At 71.0% G+C, this 20336-nt stretch carries 8 protein-coding genes; 4 read left to right on the top strand and 4 right to left on the bottom strand.

Annotated features, from left to right (window positions below):
• Positions 1-131 precede the first annotated feature (131 nt).
• Positions 132-695 carry an SMI1/KNR4 family protein gene (locus Val02_RS41110; protein WP_203904771.1) on the top strand — a complete coding sequence of 188 codons (564 nt, stop codon included), beginning with the start codon at positions 132-134 and terminating at the stop codon, positions 693-695.
• 458 nt (positions 696-1153) lie between these two features.
• On the opposite strand, the gene Val02_RS41115 is transcribed toward Val02_RS41110, so the two are convergent.
• Positions 1154-2350 (bottom strand): pentapeptide repeat-containing protein, encoded by a 1197-nt coding sequence (locus Val02_RS41115; protein ID WP_203904772.1) that lies wholly within the window; start codon positions 2348-2350, stop codon positions 1154-1156.
• A gap of 117 nt (positions 2351-2467) precedes the next feature.
• Between Val02_RS41115 and Val02_RS41120 the strand changes: the two genes are divergently transcribed.
• Positions 2468-2839: an ROK family protein gene (locus Val02_RS41120; RefSeq protein ID WP_203904773.1), complete on the top strand. Its 372-nt coding sequence runs from the start codon at positions 2468-2470 to the stop codon at positions 2837-2839.
• 23 nt (positions 2840-2862) lie between these two features.
• On the opposite strand, the gene Val02_RS41125 is transcribed toward Val02_RS41120, so the two are convergent.
• Positions 2863-8115, bottom strand: coding sequence for a Tc toxin subunit A-related protein (locus tag Val02_RS41125; RefSeq protein WP_203904774.1), 5253 nt, complete (start codon positions 8113-8115; stop codon positions 2863-2865).
• Positions 8116-8134: 19 nt separating this feature from the next.
• Positions 8135-15322, bottom strand: a complete 7188-nt coding sequence (locus tag Val02_RS41130; protein ID WP_203904775.1) for a SpvB/TcaC N-terminal domain-containing protein — start codon at positions 15320-15322, stop codon at positions 8135-8137.
• A gap of 299 nt (positions 15323-15621) precedes the next feature.
• On the opposite strand from Val02_RS41130, the gene Val02_RS41135 reads away from it, so the two are divergent.
• Both Val02_RS41135 and Val02_RS41140 read left to right on the top strand, forming a co-directional pair.
• The gene (locus tag Val02_RS41135) at positions 15622-18750 is read left to right on the top strand and encodes an NACHT domain-containing protein (RefSeq protein WP_203904776.1); all 3129 of its coding nucleotides are present in this window, start codon (positions 15622-15624) and stop codon (positions 18748-18750) included.
• A gap of 124 nt (positions 18751-18874) precedes the next feature.
• Positions 18875-19618: an SDR family oxidoreductase gene (locus tag Val02_RS41140; protein ID WP_203904777.1), complete on the top strand. Its 744-nt coding sequence runs from the start codon at positions 18875-18877 to the stop codon at positions 19616-19618.
• 225 nt (positions 19619-19843) lie between these two features.
• On the opposite strand, the gene Val02_RS41145 is transcribed toward Val02_RS41140, so the two are convergent.
• Complete coding sequence (locus Val02_RS41145) at positions 19844-20305, bottom strand: SRPBCC domain-containing protein (RefSeq protein WP_203904778.1); 462 nt, start codon at positions 20303-20305, stop codon at positions 19844-19846.
• Positions 20306-20336: the final 31 nt, after the last annotated feature.

The raw sequence follows: 20336 nt of genomic DNA on the forward strand, positions 1-20336 counted from the left end.
GGCACCGCCATCACAATGATGCGCCAGAACCAACTCTCGCGCTATATGTCGCTGCGCACCGGCATTCACCTAACGCAGCATCTCCTCGGCACACCGCACAGAACTACGCAAGTTGTCCCTAAACTTTGGTCATGCCGCTCGAAGTAGACCTCGCACGCCTCGAAGCCTTGCTCGCGCTACGTGCCCCTACGACGCTGTCAACGCTTTCCCGCCCGGCGACTGACGCTGACATCGGATCGCTGGAAACGAGCTTCGGAGCGGATCTGCGTCCTGAGGTGCAGACCTTGCTTCGCTGGCACAACGGATGCGAACAGCGGATCGAGGGACTCCAGCTCTGGCCCGGCTTCTACTTCATCGGCACCGAACGAATACTGAGCGAATGGACATCAAGAAATGAGGTACTGCAGGACTATCCGGAGAGCGGATGGAATCCACGATGGCTACCAATCGCATCGGACTGGTGTGGAGGACATCTGGTCGTTGACCATACACCGGGCAATGGCGGTGGTGATGTGTTCGCCGCGTTCCTGATCGACGGCCGTCGGGGGCTACCGATCGAAGGTGGGCACATCGCCAACCTTCAGGATTTGATCGGCGAAGTGCTGGCGTCGCTGGAAAACGGTAGGACAGTCGATGCGCACAATCCTCGGATTGTCGACGGCTACGTCAGCTGGGTTCTCGACCCTTCGCTATAGATCTAATCGCTGGCTTGCTTTATGGCGGACGGCGCAGTAACGCCTACCCTAACCGTGCCTGGATCGCCGCCTACACCACCCCTCACCGGCGCCAGATCCTTGCCGTGCACGCTCGCATCGCCGAAATCCCCGAACCCGACCAGGCGTCGCCGCACTCGAACACGCCGTCGACCTCGACCCGGTCAGTGGGGAACTACACAAGGGCGCATCCACGGCCGCGCCGACCGGCCCGAGGCCGTACAGCGCTCGCACGATGACGGGACCACACCACAAGATCAATCACAATGATTGCGCCAGAACCGAGATTGGGCGCCAGATGTTTGCGACTTTCGGCGCCAGGTTGGCGGCGCGGCGTGCCGAGATGTTCGTGAGAACCGGCACCACTGTTTGATCTCGACGGATAGATCGCCTCAGAGCTGATAGCCAGACAGCGAGCAGGGCGGTCCAGACCGCGAAACTCACCGACGCGGCAGTCTCAGCCCGGGCGCCGAAGGCGGAAGGTTCGACGGCGGCACCGACCAGTCTCCGACATCGGTGAAGTCGACTTCCCCGCCGCTGAACTGTGCATCGGTGAAGTCGATGTCACCGCCACTGAACTCGGCTCCGGCGAAATCGACCCCGCCACCCACGAAGTGGGTCCGGTTGAACAGCACCTCGGCTCCGATGAACCTGGAGCGTTTGAACGACACGTCTGCCGAGAAGACCGCTACTTCGGCGCCGTCATCCGTGTCGACCGAACGGAAGTCGATCTTTCCTCCGCTGAAGGTGCTGTCGCCGAAACCGACATGACCGCCGGTGAACTGGCAGCCCTGAAAGAGCACCTCACCCCCGGCGAAGTCGACCCGCCAAAAGTTGGCGACTCCTCCCGTAAACTTCGAGCCCTGGAACTCGGTGACTCCGTCGACGAACTTCGCGTCGAGGAAGTTCAGCGAGCAGCCCTTGGGTACTTCGATGTAAGCGAAGACGCCTCCGTCGAAGACCGCACCTCGAAAGTCGAAGTGGCAGTCGTGCCACAGGGCGCCTCCCACGTGCGGGTTGAGGTGATCCCGGACGACCCTGATCACCGCGTGCCGCACCTCCCGGTTGCGCCTGAACGCAACCCGTGCGGCCGCAGACGCGTCAGGGCCGGGATCCGGCTCATACGGCATTCTCAAGTAGCCGCAAAGGACGTTTACGCAGGTCTGGCGCTGTTCCGGCCAGTCGTCCGCGAGCGCCGCCATGGCGTAGACGCCGGCCAGCTGCACCATCGGCTGGTCGCTGCCGATCTGACCAGCCGCAGCGCCGAATCGCTCGTTCAGGATCCGGACCCGCTCTCGTTCCTCCTTCGCGTGTTCGAGTTCCGCACTCGCCTCCGCCAAGCGCTGCCTACGGTAGGCCACGACCAACGCGATGATCCCGCCAATCCCGGCGATCGCGGCGAACGCAAGCTTGATCACGTCGAGCAGCGTTGCCAGCGGCAGCGTTCCGAACGGCTGCAGCGACGGAAACCCAAGTACGGACAGGGCGATGACGACGAGGCCGCCCGCGGTAGCTACGCCGACCAACAAGGCGCCGGCGAGCGCCGGTCCAATCGGAACGAGCCTGATGCCGTTGACGTCGTGCTCCGCAACTCGGTCGGGGGCAGGCGAAGGCGAGCGCCAGCGTCGTCGGTGCACGAACCTGAGTATCGACGGCCGGCTGCGGCGCGGCTACGGCAACGCGGCCGGTGAGATCGGCGCCCTCAAGCCGGTCCGCTGGCTGAACGCCCCCAGCACCTGGAACGCTGCCCCGGCGTGCCCGACACGGTCGACCCGGACGCCGCCGCGGCCTGGGTCTTCAGCGCCGCCCGCGACGGCAACCGCGAGGCCCGCGCGGCGGTCGGCCGCTACGTCAAGGACCTCGCGGTCGGCACGGCCGCGCTGGTGCTCACGCTCGACCCGCAACTGGTGGTCTTCGGCGGCGGCTTCTCCCGCTCGGCCGACCTGGTGCTCGACCGGCTGCGCCGCGAGCTGGAGAAGCTCTGCCTGCGGGTGCCGGACGTGCGCGCGTCGACCCTCGGGGCGGACAGCGTGGCGCTGGGCGCACTGCGCTTCGCCCTGAACGAGGTCGACCACCGGCTCTTCACGGCCGGCCTGAGCGCCCCGGTGGCGCCCCGCCGCGACTGACCCACGTCGACCGACCGTCGGGCTCAGGTCCACAGTGGACCGCGTCCCGTCCAGGAGACGACGAGTGCGATGTCGGTCAGCCCACCGCCGTCGAACACCTCGTCCGCGCCGTCGTCGAGCTCGAGGCGCCACTCGCCGGTCGGGGCGGTACCGACGATCGGCACCCAGGTGGGCGCGTTGCCCCGCCGCGTGCCGGCGGTGCCGTTCGTCGCGGTCGCCGCACCGCCCGCGCCGGCGTGCCGCACCGACACCACTGTGTCCGGCAGTTGCTCCGGCCCGGCGAGCCGGACCGTCACCGCGGCGGTGGTCAGTTCCTCGATACCGAGCGGAAAGTCGGTGTCGCGCAACGGTACCGTGACCGCGCGTGGTGCGCCTTCGGCCGGGTTGTTGAGGTCGTACCACTGGTCCGGGAAGTCGCGGGCGAGGCTGAACACCACGTCGGCGCCGCGTTCCCGGTTCGCGTTGAGCCGTGTGACCACCTGGTCGCGGTGGTTCTCGTCGTGCAGGGCGGTGTAGTCGATCGTCAGCACCACGTCGAAGATGCTGGCGTAGTCGAACGGGTTCGCCGCCGGTGGCAGCCGTAGTTCCCAGGTCGTGTCCACCCCGGAGGACTCGAACGGCAGCAGCATGTCCGACTGGGCGTCCAGTTCGAACACACCGCTGGCATTGACCGGCGAGGTCAGCGCGACGACGGTCGGGTCGTGGCGCACGACGACGTCGCTGAAGGCGCCGTCACGGCCGGCAACCACCCGGGAGATCCCGTTGGAGTACAGGGTCGCCCGGATGCCGCGTTCCGGTGGTACGAGCGCGGCGACACTGACCCTCACCGACCGGATCAGTCTGAGGTAGTGCCCCGGGAAGTCGTTGTCGAACAACGACATCGGTGTGGCGAAGGCCAGCGTTCCGGTGCGGCGGAATTCCAGGAACTCCATCGGCATCAGCCGTGACAGGGAGAACGACTGGGTCAGGTTGAGTCGGCGCCGTTCCGAGTGGTGGGCGTAGTCGTCGAGGCGGGCGAGGTCGGCGGCCAGTTGTTCGGCGCCGGTGAGGCCGCGCCGGTCGACCCGGGTGCCGTCCGGGCGTGAGGTCTCCTCCAGTCGCCAGTAGTCACCACGGACGAGGCCCTGGTCGGGTTCGGCGCGTTCGAACGCGAGTTGTGCCTGGGCGAGTTGAGCCGTGGCGGTGGCCTGCTGCAGGAAGTGCCGGTAGACGCCGCCGAGGGTGTTGCTCATCCACAGGTACAGGTCCGCGTTGGTGAACTGCCCGTTGAGGAACTTCACCAGCGCGACGGACTGGGCGTGCTGCGTGGCCGCGAGGACTCGTTCCTGCTCGGCCAGCCGGGCACGGTCCTCGGCGACGGTGACCTGCGCCCGAGCGACGAGCGCCTCCTGTTCGGCGCCGACCTGCTGGACCCGCCATTCGGCGCGCCGCTGTTCGATGCCGGCGCGTAGCGCATTCGCCTGCGACTGCGACTCGACGTCGTTGAGCAGGACCTGCAGGCCGCCACGGACGGTCGCCGCGGCGGAGGCGATGGAGACGGCGGCCACCTGGGCGCCGAGGCTCGTGATCGCGTCCAAGGCGTTGACCTGGGTGGCCGCCTGGGCGATCTCGAACGACATGCTGGCGGCGGCGATGCCGTCGCGCAGGTCGCGCATCCGGTCGTAATCGTCGAGGAGCCGGTTCTCGTATCGGTTCGGCGGGGCGGCGATCAGGTCGGCGTAGGTGTCGGCCATGGCCAGCGCCCGGTCGTGCTGGGCAGCCGCGGCGCGCACCTCGTCCGCGGCGACCGTGATCCGCGCTTCGGCGAGGGTCACCTGTGCCGCGCTGAGGTCGACGCCCTTGAGCGCGTCGAACAGCCGCAGGCCGCGCTCGTCGTACTTCTCCAGTGCCGCGAGGTAGCCCGCCTCGATCTGGGCCGCCTGGGTGGCGAGCTGGCGGGCGCGTTCCAGAAGGACCTTGTACCGGAACGGCGTCGGCTGGCGCACGGTGTCCCGCGCGGTGACCACCTGGGTGCGGCGCAGCCCGGCGATGTTGCGTCCCTGGCGCAGCTTGGACAGTTGTACCGACACGCGGGAGCGCAGCACCTGCAGGTCCGGGATCGGCAGTGCCGGTTCCCCGTCGTTGCGTGGCTCCTGCGGCTCCAGGAACGGGTGGGTGAGCAGCCGGCGGGCGGTGGTGTACAGCACCCGCGCGTTGGCCACGGAGTCGTCGGTCTCGCGGGTGAACTCCGCGTCGGCGTGGTCGAGGTGGCAGCGCGCGATCGCCAGCAGCGTGTAGCGCGTGTACGGGGTGGACCGGTGCCCGACCAGTTCGAAGGGATCCAGCGCCTCCGTCCACTGTGGAGGGAAGGTGAGGTCGGGCCGCAGCGGCCGCTCGGCGTTGATCCGGCCGTACAGCGACACCGGCGCCGCATCGTCGTACGGGTACACGATCCGGTACCAGTCAAGGGCGCCCCGGAAGTCGCCGGCGGACTGCAATCGCTGGGCCAGCAGCATCGGCACCGCCCACTGCGCCTCCCGGGCCGGGTTCTCCCCCGGGGGCGGCGAGGAGAGCAGGAACTGCCGATACGAGGCCGGTTCGACGACGGCGTCGACCGGCTGGTCCGACAGCGCGTCCAGATAACTTCCCGCCGCCCGGGCGGCGTCGGTGCCGTTGAACGGCCCGACGCCCCGGATCGCCGCGAAGAACGCGTCGAGCCGTGGCGACGGCGTGCGGCCGTTGCCGACGAGCAGGCTCGGGTCGAGGTGGCGTTCGGGGAAAAGGAATGCCAGTGTCGCGGACTGCCAGTTGCTCCAGTCGCCCATCCAGACCCACGCCCGGCTGAACTCCTCCGGGTCGGCTATCCGCCAACCGTGAACGGGATGGCCGGGGGCGAAGCCACCGGACCGCCTCGTCGACAGCAGGAGTTGCACGGTCTCGATGGCCTGCCGGATACGGGTGGTTCGCAGCGCGCCGGCCGCGGCGACGTCGACCAGGAACCGCGCCGACAGTTCCTCGCCGGGGTCGCCCTCGACAGTGGGGGCAAGGTCGGCCAGCAGCGCGTCGCGCAGCAACGGCAGGCTCGCCTGTTCGGTCGCGGCGACGGCGTGGGCGTTGGCCTCCACGAGGTCGGTGCGCTGAACGATCCGGGTGCGCAGCACCGACTGCCAGTCCGTGCGGGCCTGCGCGGCGACCCGGAACGGGTTCACCACCGGTGCGGCGGCACCCGGCACGAACAGGTCGGGTGAGAGCACGTACGGGCCCTCCTGGGTCCGCCACCGCGGCGTCAGCGTGTGTTTGTGGACGGCGGTGAGTACGCAGACGGCGTCGGTCCACTCGGCCGCCGTCAGGTCGCCGGTGTCGGCGAGCAGAGCCAGCCGCCGCAGCGCCCGGAAGCCGGCTCGGGTCAGCCCGGCCGCCACGAGGTCGTCGGCGATGTCCTCGCCGCGCTCGTCGCGTTCCTCCAGCGCGGCGAGGTCGGTCTGCGGCAGCGCGTGCGTGACCATTCGGTCGAGGGCCCGCGCCGCGGTGGTGCCGGCCCGAAACGTGTCGAGGTGGGCCGCGTACGCCGTGAGCGCTTGCGCGCGGGCGGCCAGCAGGTCGCGAATTGCCGTGCGGTGGGTCCCCGGGGCGACGTCGTCGGCGCCGACCACGTCCGGGTCCAGTAGCACGCCGAACGCGCGCGGTGGCTTCGGGTCGCGGTCCTGGTCGGCCCAGACCTCTGCGAGCGCCGCGAGGCGCCAGGTCACCAGCAGCGGCACCGTCGGCGCGCGCAGCACGTCGGGGGCGGTGCTGTCGGTCAGGCCGAACAGCCGTTCCAGCGCGGGCTCCGTGAGCCGGTCACCGTCGAGGGTGAGCTGGTCGAGTTCGTCGGGAACGGCCTGCGACAGCCGGATGCCCAGCCGTGCGGCGAGCGCTCGGCGGCGTTCGGGCGGGGCTCCGCGATGCAGCCGCAGTTCGGTGTGTGAGGTGCCGGCGGCGGCGAGCAGGGTGGCGTAGGCGGTGCTCCGGTAGGCGGCCTCCCCCGTGGCGCCGGGCGCGGTGTCGACACCGTCGGCCGCGATGCGGGCGCGCAGCAGTTCGATCGGCACCCGAAGCTGACTGATCTCGCGGGACCCGCGGTCGGCGGCGGCCGACAGCGGCTGGCTGAGCTTGTCGACCGGCTGGCCGAGCACGCTCACGAGGGTGCGGGTGTCCAGCGGCGCCTCTGGCGGGCCGGGCACCACCACCTGTTCCCGGGCGAAGCTCAGCAGCGCCTCCAGGTACTCGCGCGCGTCGAGGCGCTCGTCCAATGTGGACGGCACGTAGGAGCTGATGACGGTGATGCCGTGGTTGAGCGGCGCGCGCGTGGTGTTGCCGTCGCGGTCGGTCGCCCATACCGATACGGTGTGCGAGCCGAAGCCGGACAGCGGCACGTTCGCCGTCCAGTTGCGGAAGTCGCCGCCCGGCCCACCGACGGCCCGGGTCCGGGTGCCGCCGGTCGAGAGCGCCCATTCCACCTTCGCCTGGCCGCCGATCATCGAGCTCTGCGGGTCGGAGGCGGTGCCGGTCATCGCGACGACGACCGTTCCGTCGACATCGCCGAGGATGTCGGCCGCCGCCGGCGGGAAGGTGACGACCGGGACCGGCGGGGTGACGTCGCGTGCTGTCACGATGCGCGTCACCGGCGCCGCCGCGGCGTCGAGGTTGCTGACCGTCACCGTGATCGAGCGGTTCCCCAGGGGCATCGACGCGAGGGGGATCCTCTTGCGGAACTCCCGTCCGGAGTGCACGGTGTCGACGTGGTTCGCGGTGTCCCACGAGGTGCGCACGCTCAGTGGGTAGAACTGCTCGGGGCCGAACGTCAGCACGAGGTCGACGTCGGTTCCACCCTCCGCCAGATCCACCACCATCCCCTGCACCGGCGCATCCACGGTGAACTGCGGCGCCGGCGACACCACGACCCGCACCCGGACGGGAATCATCTCGGTGAACGGCTGCGGAGGGCCGCTCACGGGCTCCTCCGGGGTCCCCTCGTTGAAGACGTGCCGTCCGTGCAGCGTGGCCGTGACGAGAATGTCGGAGCCGCCGCCGACGTGCGGAGCGAGCGTGCCCGTGCAGGACCACGCGCCACCTGAGACGGTGGCGTTGAGCACCGGCGCGCCGGGACCGAACTGGACCCGCACCTCGTCGACGAAGATGAGCATCAGGTCCCCGCTGGGCGCGTCGAGCACGTCGCAGCGACCTGAGGCGGTGAAGGTCCGCGCGACGGTGGTGTTGGCCGCGGGCGCGGTGAACGTGAAGGCGAGCAGTGGCACGAATCCTTCTCTTTCTCTGTCAGGGCGCGATGACGCCGACTTGTCTCATGGCTCCGTTGATCCAGGACCAGCGCATCTCGTGCAGCTTCTGTTGGGTGACCTCGACGTTCTTCGCCGCCACGTAGCCGACCGCCGCGCCCACCGCGACGGCCGCGCAGACCTTGAAGGCGTACAGGCACAGCAGCGGGATCACGGTGTCGTTGTGGTCCTGGGCGGTGGCGAGTCCGACCACCGGGACCCGGGACTCCGCCGCCGCCAGCACCGCGTCGCCGACGCTCGGGAGTTCCCCCGTGGTGAGGTACTGGAAGACGGCCAGCGCCCCGATCGCGGCGGTCGCGGCCATCACGCCGCTGCGGACCGCACCACCCCGCACACCCGGACCGCGGGATTCGTCGGCGCCGGAAAGGGCACGGTACGGGTTGGGCCGGCTGGAGCCCGATATCTCCGCGGTGAGGTCGCCGCCGGCCTTGAGCTTGAACAGCGGCTTGTCGATCTTCCGGAAGAGCGCGATCTGGCGCTTCCTGAGTTTGGCGTCGCCGGTCTTGTAGTCGATCCCGGCGACGAGGGCGTCCTTCGCCTTCATCCCGACGATGGGCCCTTCGCTGGAAAGCCCTTTGCGCAGGATCGCGATGTCGACGGTGACCGCGTACTTCGGTGAGCCGCCCGGTTTCCCGGCGAACGCGATGATGACGCCCTTCTCGTCGATCACGACCTCGGTGAGGATCCGGTTGGCGGCCACTCCGGGGGCGTTGAAGGGGGCACTCTCCACGACGGCTTGGAGGATCGTGTGCAGGCGGGTGCCGAACGGGCTCGGTTTCTCTCCGGGAAGGCGCCGCAGCGCCGGTTCGAGGTATTCGTCGGCGAGTTCCTGGACGAAGTCGGTGATCTGCCGGACCTGCTGGTCCTTGAGCCCGGGTGTGGCCGTGGCCGCCCGCTCGTCGGTGCCGGCGGGGTCGACGTAGCGCATCGGGTTGGCCGCCGCGAAGCGGTACATGTTCGGGTGCGCCCGGAGTCCGACCGGGTCGGGCGAGACCCACCGGCCGAGCGCCGGGTGCAGGTAGCGGGCCTCGTGGTAGTTCAGGCCGCTCTCCTCGTCGCGTTCCATGCCGTGGAAGCGGTAGCGCTTGCGGGTGAAGCCGCCGAACGTCGTCTCCCCGTAAGGGGTGTATTCCTCGCGGTTGGTCACCGCGCCCGTGCCGTCGACCACGACCGCGCAGCTGCCGAGGTGGTCGCGGAGGTGGTATGCGACAGCCGGCCCGCCGCCGGCAGGGTGCGCCGCACCGGCGCGCAGGATCGCCACCCGTTCCTGGCCGTCGCTGACGTGCAGGTGGTTGTTGGCACCCGGGGAGGTGCCGCTCCAGCGGTGGTGCTCGAAGGTGCCGTTCACGTAGTGGACCACCTCCACGGCACCGCCCTGTCGGCGCACCAGCTTCTTGGCGCGGGCGCCCGCGGCGTCGTACAGGTAGTGGGCGTGCACCGACGGTTCCGCGCCCGGTGTGCGTGTTTCGAACGTCGCCAACTGGTCGAGATGGTTCCAGGCGAAGCGGCGCGTTGTGGTCTCGGCGACGAGGTTGCCGTTGGGGTCGTACGCGTAGTCGTACCCGGTGCCGCCGACGGTCAGCCGGTTCAGTCGGTTGCTGCCGCCGTCGAGGGTGTACCGGCGGTCGAACCCGCCCGCGCTCCGGTGCGCCAGCCGCGTCAGACTGCCCAGGGTGTCGTACTCGTAGGACTCGCTGTATGCCTGCGCGCGCGTCGGGTCGGTGCCGCGCGGCTGGTCGTTCCACGGTCCCCCGGGCGGCGGAGCCTGATGCTCGCGTCCGGTGGCGTTCACCAGCCGGTAGATCGGGTCGTAGCCGAACCGGCGGTCGAGCGCGTCACCGCCGGCGATCAGGGCACGCAGCACCGGGTCGGTGACGCCGAGCGCGTCCGGGTTGCCGGGGATACCGCTGCCCGGCGTGCGCTCGCGCACGGCGACGACGTTGCCGGCGAGGTCGTGAACATAGCCGATGTCCTGCACCGGCGCACCGGTCGGCCGGTAGGTGGCCGGGGCCGGGGCGGTGAACCGCTCGGTGCGGGTGCGCACCGGCCGGAACGTCTGCGGATCGTAGGCGTAGCGGGTCATCAACCCGTTGCCGAACGCGACCAGTACCCGCTGGCCCTTGGCGTCGTAGGCGATGCGTTCCACATGTGCGGTGCCGTCGACCGTCACCGACTCCAGCGCCCCCGCGCGGTTGAACCCGCAGCGCAGCTCGCGCCGGTGTCCGTCCACATCGGACGGTAGGAGCTGGCGCGTCGCGCGGTCGAGCGCGTCGTAGCGCGTATTCGTGGTGTAGCCGGCGGCTTCCAGGAGTTCGGCGTCACGGTCGGCCGCGGTACGGCCCGGTGCCGGGGTCCAGTCCACCCGAAACGGTGCCACCTCCCATCCGTTCGCCGCGGCCCGCTCGTAGGTCGCGAGGACGGGCGCGTCGGCGATGACGCGGCGGGTCGACTCCAGCACGTTGCCACTGAGGTCGGCCGCGGCGACGACCGACATGCCCGCCTCGTCGCGGTGCCGCGACCAGCGGCCGAGCAGGTTCGCGGCGCGGGCGGCGGCCCGTTCGGCGGCCGGCTGGTCGGGGCGGCCGCCGTCGCCGTAGCTGACGACCTGGCGCAGGGTGGTCGGCTGTCCCGGCGCGTCGCGGGCCCAGATCCGGTCCGGCCGGTTGAGCGCGTCGAAGGTGCCCAGGTGCAGGGCGCCCCGCGCGTCGCGGCCCTCGACCGGATTGCCGAACACGTCCGGGATGTTGTCGCGGCGCCCACCGTCCACACCGTCGGTGCGCCACCGCCGTCCCGCGAGGTCGTAGATGTATCGGAACGCCACGCGCCCGGCCGGATCGGTCAGGCTCAGCAGGTTCCCCCGGATGTCGTAGACGCTGCGCGTGACGAATCCGTCGGCGCCGGTCGGGCCGAAACCGGCGACGGACTCCACGGTTCGGCCCAGCGCGTCGATGCGCACGCGGTCCGGAGTGTTCCAGTGCGCGCGATACCCGGCGGCCGCCTCGGCATGGGTGCGACCGGCGTTGTCGTTGGCGTCGTAGGTGTAGGTCTCCCACGGGGTGGGCGCGAAGCGATCCGGATCGGCGAGGTCGAACGGCACACCCGACACGACGCGCTCCTCGCTGCCGTCGGGGTGCACGGTGCGCACCGCCTGCCCGAGCGCGTCGTAGAACGTCGTCACCCGCCGGCCGAACTGCGCCTCGCCGGGTGCGTCGAAGTCGAACCCGGTACTGAAGAACGGCTCGTACCGGTACACCGGGCGGCCCTTGTTGTCGAAGACCTGCCATCCGGAGACCACCACGTTCTCCGGCTCGGACGCGGCCCGCGTGCGCCCGACGGTTTCCGTCACGGGTGCGAGGTCGCCGCCGGGCAGCACTCCGCCGCCGAACGCCGGATCGCCGAAGCGGGTCTCCTCGGCCTGTGCCCGGGTCTGCACGACCCGCCCGAACCCGTCGGAGTACTCGACCGCCACGAGCACGTCGTCGCGGTGCGCGGCGGGCGCATCGGGATCGGTGTCGTGGTAGACGCGCCGGGTGGTGCGCACCGACGCCGGCTCGCCGCGCTCGACGAACGCGAACAGGTCGTGGGTGAGGCGCACGCTCGGCGCCGCGGCGTCGCCGGTGCCGTCACTCCCCCGCACGAACCGCGCCGTCACCAGCCCGGCCGGGGAGAGAACGACGCTGGTGCGGTTGCCGTTCACGTCGGTGACGGTGTGCGGGCACAGCACCCGCAGGTCGTGCTCGGCGGTCACCTCCAGGCCGGCGGCGTCGACCGTGCGCACCGGCAAGAAGTCGTGGACGTCGTACGCGAACCGGGTCGGCGCACCGAACGGGTCGAGCGAGGACAGGCGCAGCCCGCGCGGCGCCCGCTCCGGTTCGTGGACGTCGTAGCGGTGCCGGGCGACGGCGACGTAGTACCCGGCCGGGGAACCCGGCACCGCGTCCTCGCCGCGGTACACGTAGCCGGCCAGCGGCGGTAGCGCCGCGCGGAACTCCTGCGGATACTCGTTCGGCCACGGGGATCTGCCGGCGGGGTCGAGGAAGACCGGCCTCGGCGTGATCGCGTCGGGGTCGTCCGGGTCGAAGACGGTGTCGAGGAAGTCGTCCGTGAATACCAGCGTCTCCACCCGCACCGGCAGCCCGTGCGCGCCCAGCGTGCCGACCGGCAGCCCCTCGAAGGCGTCGCCGTCGTAGTGGTTGCGCGTGTGGCCGAGCAGTCGCAGCGACACGCCGTCGCGGTTCCCGCCGCCCGCCGCGGCCACGACCGCCGACGGCAACGCCGCGACGGCCGCCGTCCCGTCGTTGACGACCTCGTACGTCGTGACCCGCGCGATCCGGTCCACAAGGTATCCGGTGGCGTCGTCGCGACGGGCGTACTCGGTGGCGGTGTACGTGGCCAGGTACGGCTCGGCCGCGTTCCGGTCGGTGATGCGCGGATCCCGGCCACGGGGCACGGAGACGGCGAGTTGCCCGGTCGGCAGGCCGTACCGGTCGAGGCCGGTCGTGAACGCGAGCTGGGTCAACGGGTCGTCGCCGCGCAGCCAGTGCGTGGTGCGCCCGGCGACGGTGAACGGGAAGAACACCCGGCGGTGCCCCGGTTCGCCCGCCGGCGCGGGCTCCTCCCGCACCCCGACGACCGTCTCCGACACCGTGTACGGGCGCTCGACCGCGGCGGAGCCGTCGAGGGCGTACAACTCGGTGCGCACGACGTTCCCCCGCAACGCCCTGAGGGCGTCGCGTCGCGCGGCGCGCGGCAACGCGGCGAGCGCGGCCACCTGATCGTCCGGACGCGACAGCAACGACGGGTCCCCCCGCCAGTACCCGTCGCTGAGGTCCAGCTCGACCCAGTCGCCGTCCGCGTCCGCGACCGGCCCCACGTGGAACCAGGTCCGTGCCAGCGTCGGCGGCGCGAAGTGCCCGTCCGGCGCCCACCCCGGTGCGGCGAACTCCTCGCTGTCGAACCGGTCGACGGCGGCGAAGCCCCGGAACTCCCGTTCGACCCCGTCCCAGTAGCCGTGGTGGTAGGCGTACCGGGTGGTCAGCCGCACGCCCGAGATGGCGTCGGTCACCACGATCCGGGTGACGACCTGCACCGGAAACGGCAGCGTGGTCCGCCAGCGGGTCGCCGGATCGACCCGGTCGCGCAGATACTCGGCGGTCGAGGACGCGTAGGTGATGCGGGTCCGGGCACCGAGGTGGTTCTCGACATCGGTCAGCAGATACGGCTTGGTCCCGCCGGTCAGGTCGAGGAAGCGCACGCTCGTGCGGCCGGCGCGGTCGGCGGTGCGGCCGAACAGCACCCCCGCGGTCCCGGTGCCGTGCAGGTCGCACAACTGCACCGAGTCCACATCGGTGACGTCGGGCGTGCCGGTGATGACGACCGGCGCCGGTGTCCATCCGTTGCCGGAACGGTTGCCCCACACCAGCACCCGGCCGCGGCCGAGGTACACGAGGTCCGCGGCACCGTCACCGTCGACGTCACCGAGCAGCAACCGCCGCGGGTCGAACCCGTCGGGTAGCCGCGGCGCGTCGCGCATCACCACCCGGGAACCCCATCGGTTGTGGCCGAGGCTCGGCCAGTAGGTGACGTTCCCGTTGTGCAGCAACACAATGTCCTGCAGGCCGTCGCCGGTCATGTCGGCCAGGCGCACCCGCGGATCGGCCAGGTCGACCGGCGGCGTGTCGCCGGCCCCGGGTGCGAAGCGACCCCAGGCCAGCCGCGGGTCGGGATCGTTGAACCACGCCGACAAGCGCGTGCCCGAACGCAGCACGTCCGTCAGCCCGTCACCGTCGAGGTCGACAAGGCGCACCTCCGGCGCGTCGAACGCGACCGGAGGGGCCTGCCGGAAGCGCCGGAACCCGCGCGGCGACCAACCGGCGCCCGACGTCGGGTAGTAGCCCGCAGTGCCGCCCGGCACGACCGGTGCGAACAGGTCGGCGCGGCCGTTGCCATCGGCGTCGGCGAACACCACGCCGGGCTCCGCGAGGGATAGCGGCGGCGACGGCGACAGCGCCCGCGGGTGTTCGAGCCGCCCGCCGCCGGCGTTGAACCAGACCCGCCCGGTGACGCCGAGTTCCACCACGTCGGGCAGGCCGACCCCACGTACGTCCACGAGAGCAACGCCCGGATCGTCGAGCGCGACGGCCGGCAGCCCGGCCGAGGTGACCGGGGCGAACCGCTGCCGCTGGGGTCTGAACTCCGAATACGCGAAGGTCAGCGGCGGCAACCGTTCCTGGTCCGCACCGTCGATGCCGAGCGGTTCGACGCTCTCCAGCAACGACAGGCCGTTGAACGGCGCCGTGCGGTAGCCGAGCCGCAGCTCCAGCAGCGCGCGCTCGATCCCGTCGGCGGCGTGGGTGCTGACCTTCACCGCCCGGCAGCGCAGCGTGGTCCGCACCTCGAACCCGGAACGATGGTCGGAGAACGGGTCGGGCCGCTCCTCGTAGTCGAACGCGACGCGCACGAGATAGGCGGGGTCGGCCGGGTCTCCGTAGTCGGCGTAGCGGAAGGCGGCGAGTAGCGGCTGGTCCCAGTTGTGGCCCGGCTGCGTCCCGGCGTCGCGCCGGTACTCGTAGACGATCGCGTTGCCGAGCGGGTCGCGCACCTCGGAGATCAACCAGCCGAACACCCGCGACGGGTCGGCCGGATCGGCGACCACCGCCGGGTCGCGCCAGTGCGCGGGCGCGGCCGGCGGCCGGGGCGTACCGAAGCGGGTGCACCGGCCGTCGCGCTCACGCACCTCCCAGAAGTCGTGCCCGTCGCCGTGCACGTGCTCGATGCGGGCGAAGCCGCTGTCGACCCGCGGTCGGTAGCGGGTTCGGCCCGCTGCGACCGCGACGGCGACGAGGTCCTCGGCCCCCGACAGCAGGAACACGTCGGGCTCCTCGCCGGCCCCGTAGCGGGGCACGCCGCGCGATGTTCGCCGCGTCACGCCGGGCAGATCCAACTGCCAACCGAGACCGAACGGCCCGTTTCCGTGCCCGCTGCCGTAGCGCAGCGCAAGTGCCGGCGTCATCCCGGCCCGGCCCTGTGGCACGGACAACGGCACGGTCAGGGTTCCGGTGCCGGTGAACGGATCGGCGGCGAACGTCTCGCCCATCCCGCCGATCGCGCCGCCACCCTTGGGCAGCGAGATCGGTGAGCCCGCCGCAGCCGGGTCCGCCCCCGTCAACGGTCGGTCCTGTGGAACTGTGGTGTCGCGTGCACTCCGGCTCTCCCCTTGTCCCGATCACCGCCGTGAACCGGCCGATGATCAAAGGGCGTTCCACGGTGTTCCATCGGCACGGGTACGTTCCGGGAAGGGACGTTGTGCTGTCTCCGCGCGGGAATGCCTTCGCGGGCACCGAGTTCCAAACCGATGGTGGCGAGGGGAGGCCGTGCTTCTGTGGTGGCGTCGCGACGCGACGGCATTGTGGGTGTGGGACGGCTGTCGCATGATAGTTCGACGTTCCGCGACGGGGGAGTTACGCCTTGCCTCGAACGCTCAACTACACCGACGCCGTCCGGATCCTCGGCGGCGGGGACAGCGCCACCATCACCGCCCTCGACCGGATCAGCCGCGGCCTCATGCTCGGCGCCGCACCGACCGTGGGAGCCGTGCTCGGCTGGCTGGATGCGCGGGTCGAGTTCGTGCGGCTCTGCCACGACCTGGTGCGCGGCGTGTCCGAACGACGCTCCGGGCTGGACCGGCTGGACCGCACGCAGCGGCTGACCGCGGCGCACACCGTGATCGTGGTGACCGCCTACTTCGAAGCGCTCGCCGAGGCGCCGCTGCCGTTCGCGCTCGAGGACGTCGCGACGACCCGCGCGGAGCAGCTCGCGCTCGCAGGCGGTCAGCTGCCTGCCCGGGACTTCGTCTCCGGCGTGCGTGCGACGGAGGTCGCCGTACCGCCGCCACACGGTTCCCACGAGGAGTACGAGGACGCGCTCGGCCGCTACTACGGCGAGCTGTCGGAGCGTCTACGAACGTTCGTGGCCGGTCTGTCGATCCGCGACCGGGTGTCACAGACGCAGTGGGACCGCTTCACCCACGCACTGTCGGAGATCCGGTCCGACGCGCTCGGGCGTCATGGCGAGCTGATGCGCGCCCTGTGCGGCGACTTCCCCGAGGTGGCGCACTGGGTCGGCCTGCGCGAGCACCGCGCCACCCGCGAGGAGATCCGGACGCTCGATCCGTCGCTGCGGCGGATGGCGACGCTGTTGGACGAGATCGCCTCCGACCGGGCACCCGACGACCGCCGTGCCGCGCTCGTCCGGGCGCATCAGGCCTGGCTGATCCGGCCGATCCTGCCCTCCGGCGACCTTCCGGCCGGGATCCGCGTCCCGACACTCGACGCGGCCTACGTCCCGCCGTCGTTTCGCGTGCTGGAGCCCGGCACGACCACGGACGCCGGTAACGAGGCCCTGTGGCACGGCGTCGACCCACGCGAGGACTTCGACGGCTTCCTGGCCGGCTACCTGACCTCGCCGGTGGCGACCGAGGCGCCGCTGCTGGTGCTCGGCCAGCCCGGCGCAGGCAAGTCGGTCCTCAGCCGGGTCCTCGCCGCCCGGCTACCGCCGACCGACTTCCTGCCGGTTCTGGTCAGCCTTCGGGAGGTGGCCGCCACGACCGACGTCCAGGACCAGATCGAGCAGGCCGTCCGCGCGGCCACGTCCGAGCGCATCGACTGGCCGGACCTCGCCCGTTCCGCCGACGGCGCGCTGCCGGTGGTGCTGCTGGACGGCTTCGACGAACTCCTGCAAGCCACCGGCGTCAGCCAGAGCGACTATCTGGAGCGGGTGGCCGAGTTCCAACGGCGCGAGTCCGAGCAGGGGCGCGCCGTAGCGGTCGTGGTGACCAGCCGGGTCAGCGTTGCCGGCCGCGCCCGCACCCCGGTGGGCACCGTGCTGCTGCGGCTGGAGCCGTTCGACCGCCGACGTATCGAGGCCTGGCTGCTGCCGTGGAACGCGGCCAACAGCGACCACTTCGACGACCACGATCTGCGCCCGCTCGACGCGACGACGGTGTGCCGCTATCCCGACCTCGCCGGCCAGCCGCTGCTGTTGCTGATGCTGGCGCTCTACGACGCCGACGGCAATGCGCTGCAACGCCTCGAGGCCGGTCCGCTCAGCCTCGGCGACCTCTACGAGCGGCTGCTGCGCCGCTTCGCCGCCCGCGAGGTGACCAAACACCGGGCGGATCTCGCCGGCTCCGCGCTCGATCGCGCCACCGACGAGGAACTGCGTCGGCTGTCCGTCGTGGCGTTCGCCATGTTCAACCGTTCCAGTCAATGGGTCACGCAGGACGACCTCGAACGCGACCTCACCGCGCTGCTCGGCGCACCGGCGGCTGCACCGGTCGGGACACGGGCCCGGCTGGGACAGGCGGAGGTCGTCCTCGGCCGCTTCTTCTTCGTGCACCGGGCACAGGCGGTGCGCGACGACGCGGTCGTCGGGACGTACGAGTTCCTGCACTCGACATTCGGGGAGTATCTCGTCGCGCGACTGACCTGGCAGGTGCTCGGCGACGCGGTGGCCCGCGCCGGTGCCACCACGCTGTCGTTCGGCCCGACGGATCACAGCCTGCTGCACGCATTGCTCTCCTTCGCCACGCTGACCGTCCGCACCGCCACCGTGCCGTTCCTACGCGGCATGGCCGCCGCCCTCGACGCCACAGCCCGGACCGCGCACACCGACCTGATGCTGCGACTGTTCACCACGGCCGGCCATCCCCCGCGCCACGACGCCGTCGCCGCCTACGAACCGCGGCGACTCACCGCCGCCGCCCGCCAGGCCCAGTACTCTGCCAACCTCCTCGTGCTGATCCTTGTCACCGGCGAAACGGTCGACGCCGGACGGCTCTTTCCCGGCTCGCGCGCACCGGTCGAGGCGTGGCACGACGAATGCCTGCTATGGCACTCACAGCTCGACGACGAGGAATGGGACAGCCTTCTGCAATCCTTGACGGTCGAACGGATCGGCGCCCCGACCGGGCCGCCCGGCGCCGACACCCGCGACGTGCGGGTCCGCCTCGGCGACGGCACGGCGCAGGTCCCGCCGCCCGATCCGTTCTGGTCGTGGAACATCACCTCACCCCCGTACGGCGCCTTCACGTCGAGTGAGTCACTCGACTACTTCCTGCGGCGCAGCCATATTCAGTGCGGCGGCCGAGACGACGAGGTGGCGCTCGCGCTGCTGCCGCTCGCGCGAAGCACGCTCGCCCCGGCCGCGGTGACCTTCGCCGGCTGGCTCGGGCCGCCGCACCAGTCAGTCGCCCAGGCACTGCTCGAGGTCTGGCTGCTGCCGGTGCGCCATGACCTGACACCCGCCGAACGGGAGGACACCTACCGGCGGTGTGCCGTGATCGTTTCCTGCAACTATGCTCCGTGGTCGTCGCAGACCAGAGCGGCGGCGATGACGCTACTCGTGCACGCGCTGATGCGCGACGACGCGGCACCCGTCACCGACGTGCTGACCGAACTGGCAACCGCGACCCCACCGCCCGAGTCTTCGGTCACCACCCTGATGATGCGCTGCGGGCAACAGGCTCTGGCCCGCACGCCGACGGAGTCCCCGGAATACACCCGTCTCACCGACCTGCTCGGCGGGATATCGCTGTAGCGGCCGACATCGTCGCACTACTCGGGCATGTCCGGACCGCGTTCCGGCATGGCCCCTGAGGATCGGGCGCACCGAACGGTTGAGCCGGTGGACCGGCGCCGCGTGCCGGTCGTAGGTTGATCCCGTGCGCATCGCAGTGGCCGGCGCGACCGGCAACGTCGGATCACTCACGGTCGAGGCCCTCACGCGCGGCGGCCACGAAGCGGTGGGTCTCAGCCGATCGCTCGGCGTCGACCTGGCCACCGGCGCGGGGCTGGACGCGGCCCTGGCCGGGGTCGAGGCGGTCGTTGACGCCACTAACTACCCGGCCGGGTCCGCGGCGGAGGCGGTGGCCCTCTTCGGCACCGCCACCGGCAACCTTCTGACCGCAGGGCAGGCGGCCGGGGTGCGTCACCACGTGCTGCTGTCGATCGCGGCGCTCGGGCGCATCGAGGGCAACGCGCACTACGCCGGCAAGCGCGAGCAGGAGCGGCTGGTCGCTTCCGGCCCACTGCCGTGGACCATCGTGCCGGCCACCCAGTTCCATGACTTCGCGGCGACGGTGGTCGGCTGGACCGAGCGGGACAGGGTCGCCCCGATCCCGCCGCTGCTCGTGCAGCCAGTCGCCCCGGCGGACGTCGCAGCGGTCCTCGCCGAGGTCGCCGTGGGCCCGCCGCAGGGACGTTATCGCGACGTCGCCGGCCCGGAGCCGCAGGACCTCGTGGACATGGCACGACGCACGAACGATGCGCGTGGCCGCCACGTCAAGCTCGTGCCGACCTGGTCGTCGCTGTTCGGCCCGGACTGGGCCGGCGACGTGCTGCTCCCCGGTGCCGACGCCCACATCGCGCCGACCACCTTCGACGAGTGGCTTGAGCAGCAACGCTAATCCCACCTGCTGCCGGACCGAGAAGAGTTGATCGAACGGGCATTCACGCGACCGCCGGTCCGACATCGCCCGAAGCGGGCTGGTCAAAGTCGTGCGTCATGTCCTCGCCGACCTGGCATACCGCCCGATCGCCCTGTGACGACGGCACCAAGCTGACGAAAGCCGGCCACCCCGCGACAGTGCACAACAATGCGGTCGGGTGTGGACGGTCTCGCACACCGACAATCAGCGGCGGCCCGTCGGCAAGGACTCGGCCCGCGCCTTCAGGGCCTGGTTGAAGGCGGTGAAACCCTCGTCAGCGCCGCGTGGGCCTTCCTTGACGAGCCGGGCCAGCAACCCGCCGAAATGCTCGCGATGGGTAAGCCGCGTCCCGCCGTCGGCAACGGCGCTCAGCACGAACTCGTGCACGCCGGTGTAGATGGCCCGCGGCAGCCAGCCCGCACCGGGGATCACGGCAGCCCACGCCAGCCGCGCGCCGGGAGTGGCCTCGAGGACAGGCGCATGAACGACGTACGGCCGCCGGCCCGGCGGCCCCAGGACCACCTTGAGCCGGCTGCCGACCACGGGTCGCCCTTCGAGCCGCTGGATGTACGTGGTCCACAGCGGATACTTCGGAAAATCGGTCAGCACGTCCCACACCTTCCGTGGGGTGGCTGCGATGGCCGTGACGGCTTCGATCGTTCGCACGGGTGGAAACATAGGACAAACTTTACACTGG

It is taken from the genome of Virgisporangium aliadipatigenens, assembly GCF_016863615.1.
In the GTDB taxonomy this organism is placed as follows: Bacteria; Actinomycetota; Actinomycetes; order Mycobacteriales; family Micromonosporaceae; genus Virgisporangium; species Virgisporangium aliadipatigenens.

Bases quoted from the DNA above. Each gene is read 5' to 3' on its own strand.
- Val02_RS41110 (WP_203904771.1), top strand. From the start codon at position 132: ATGCCGCTCGAAGTAGACCTCGCACGCCTCGAAGCCTTGCTCGCGCTA.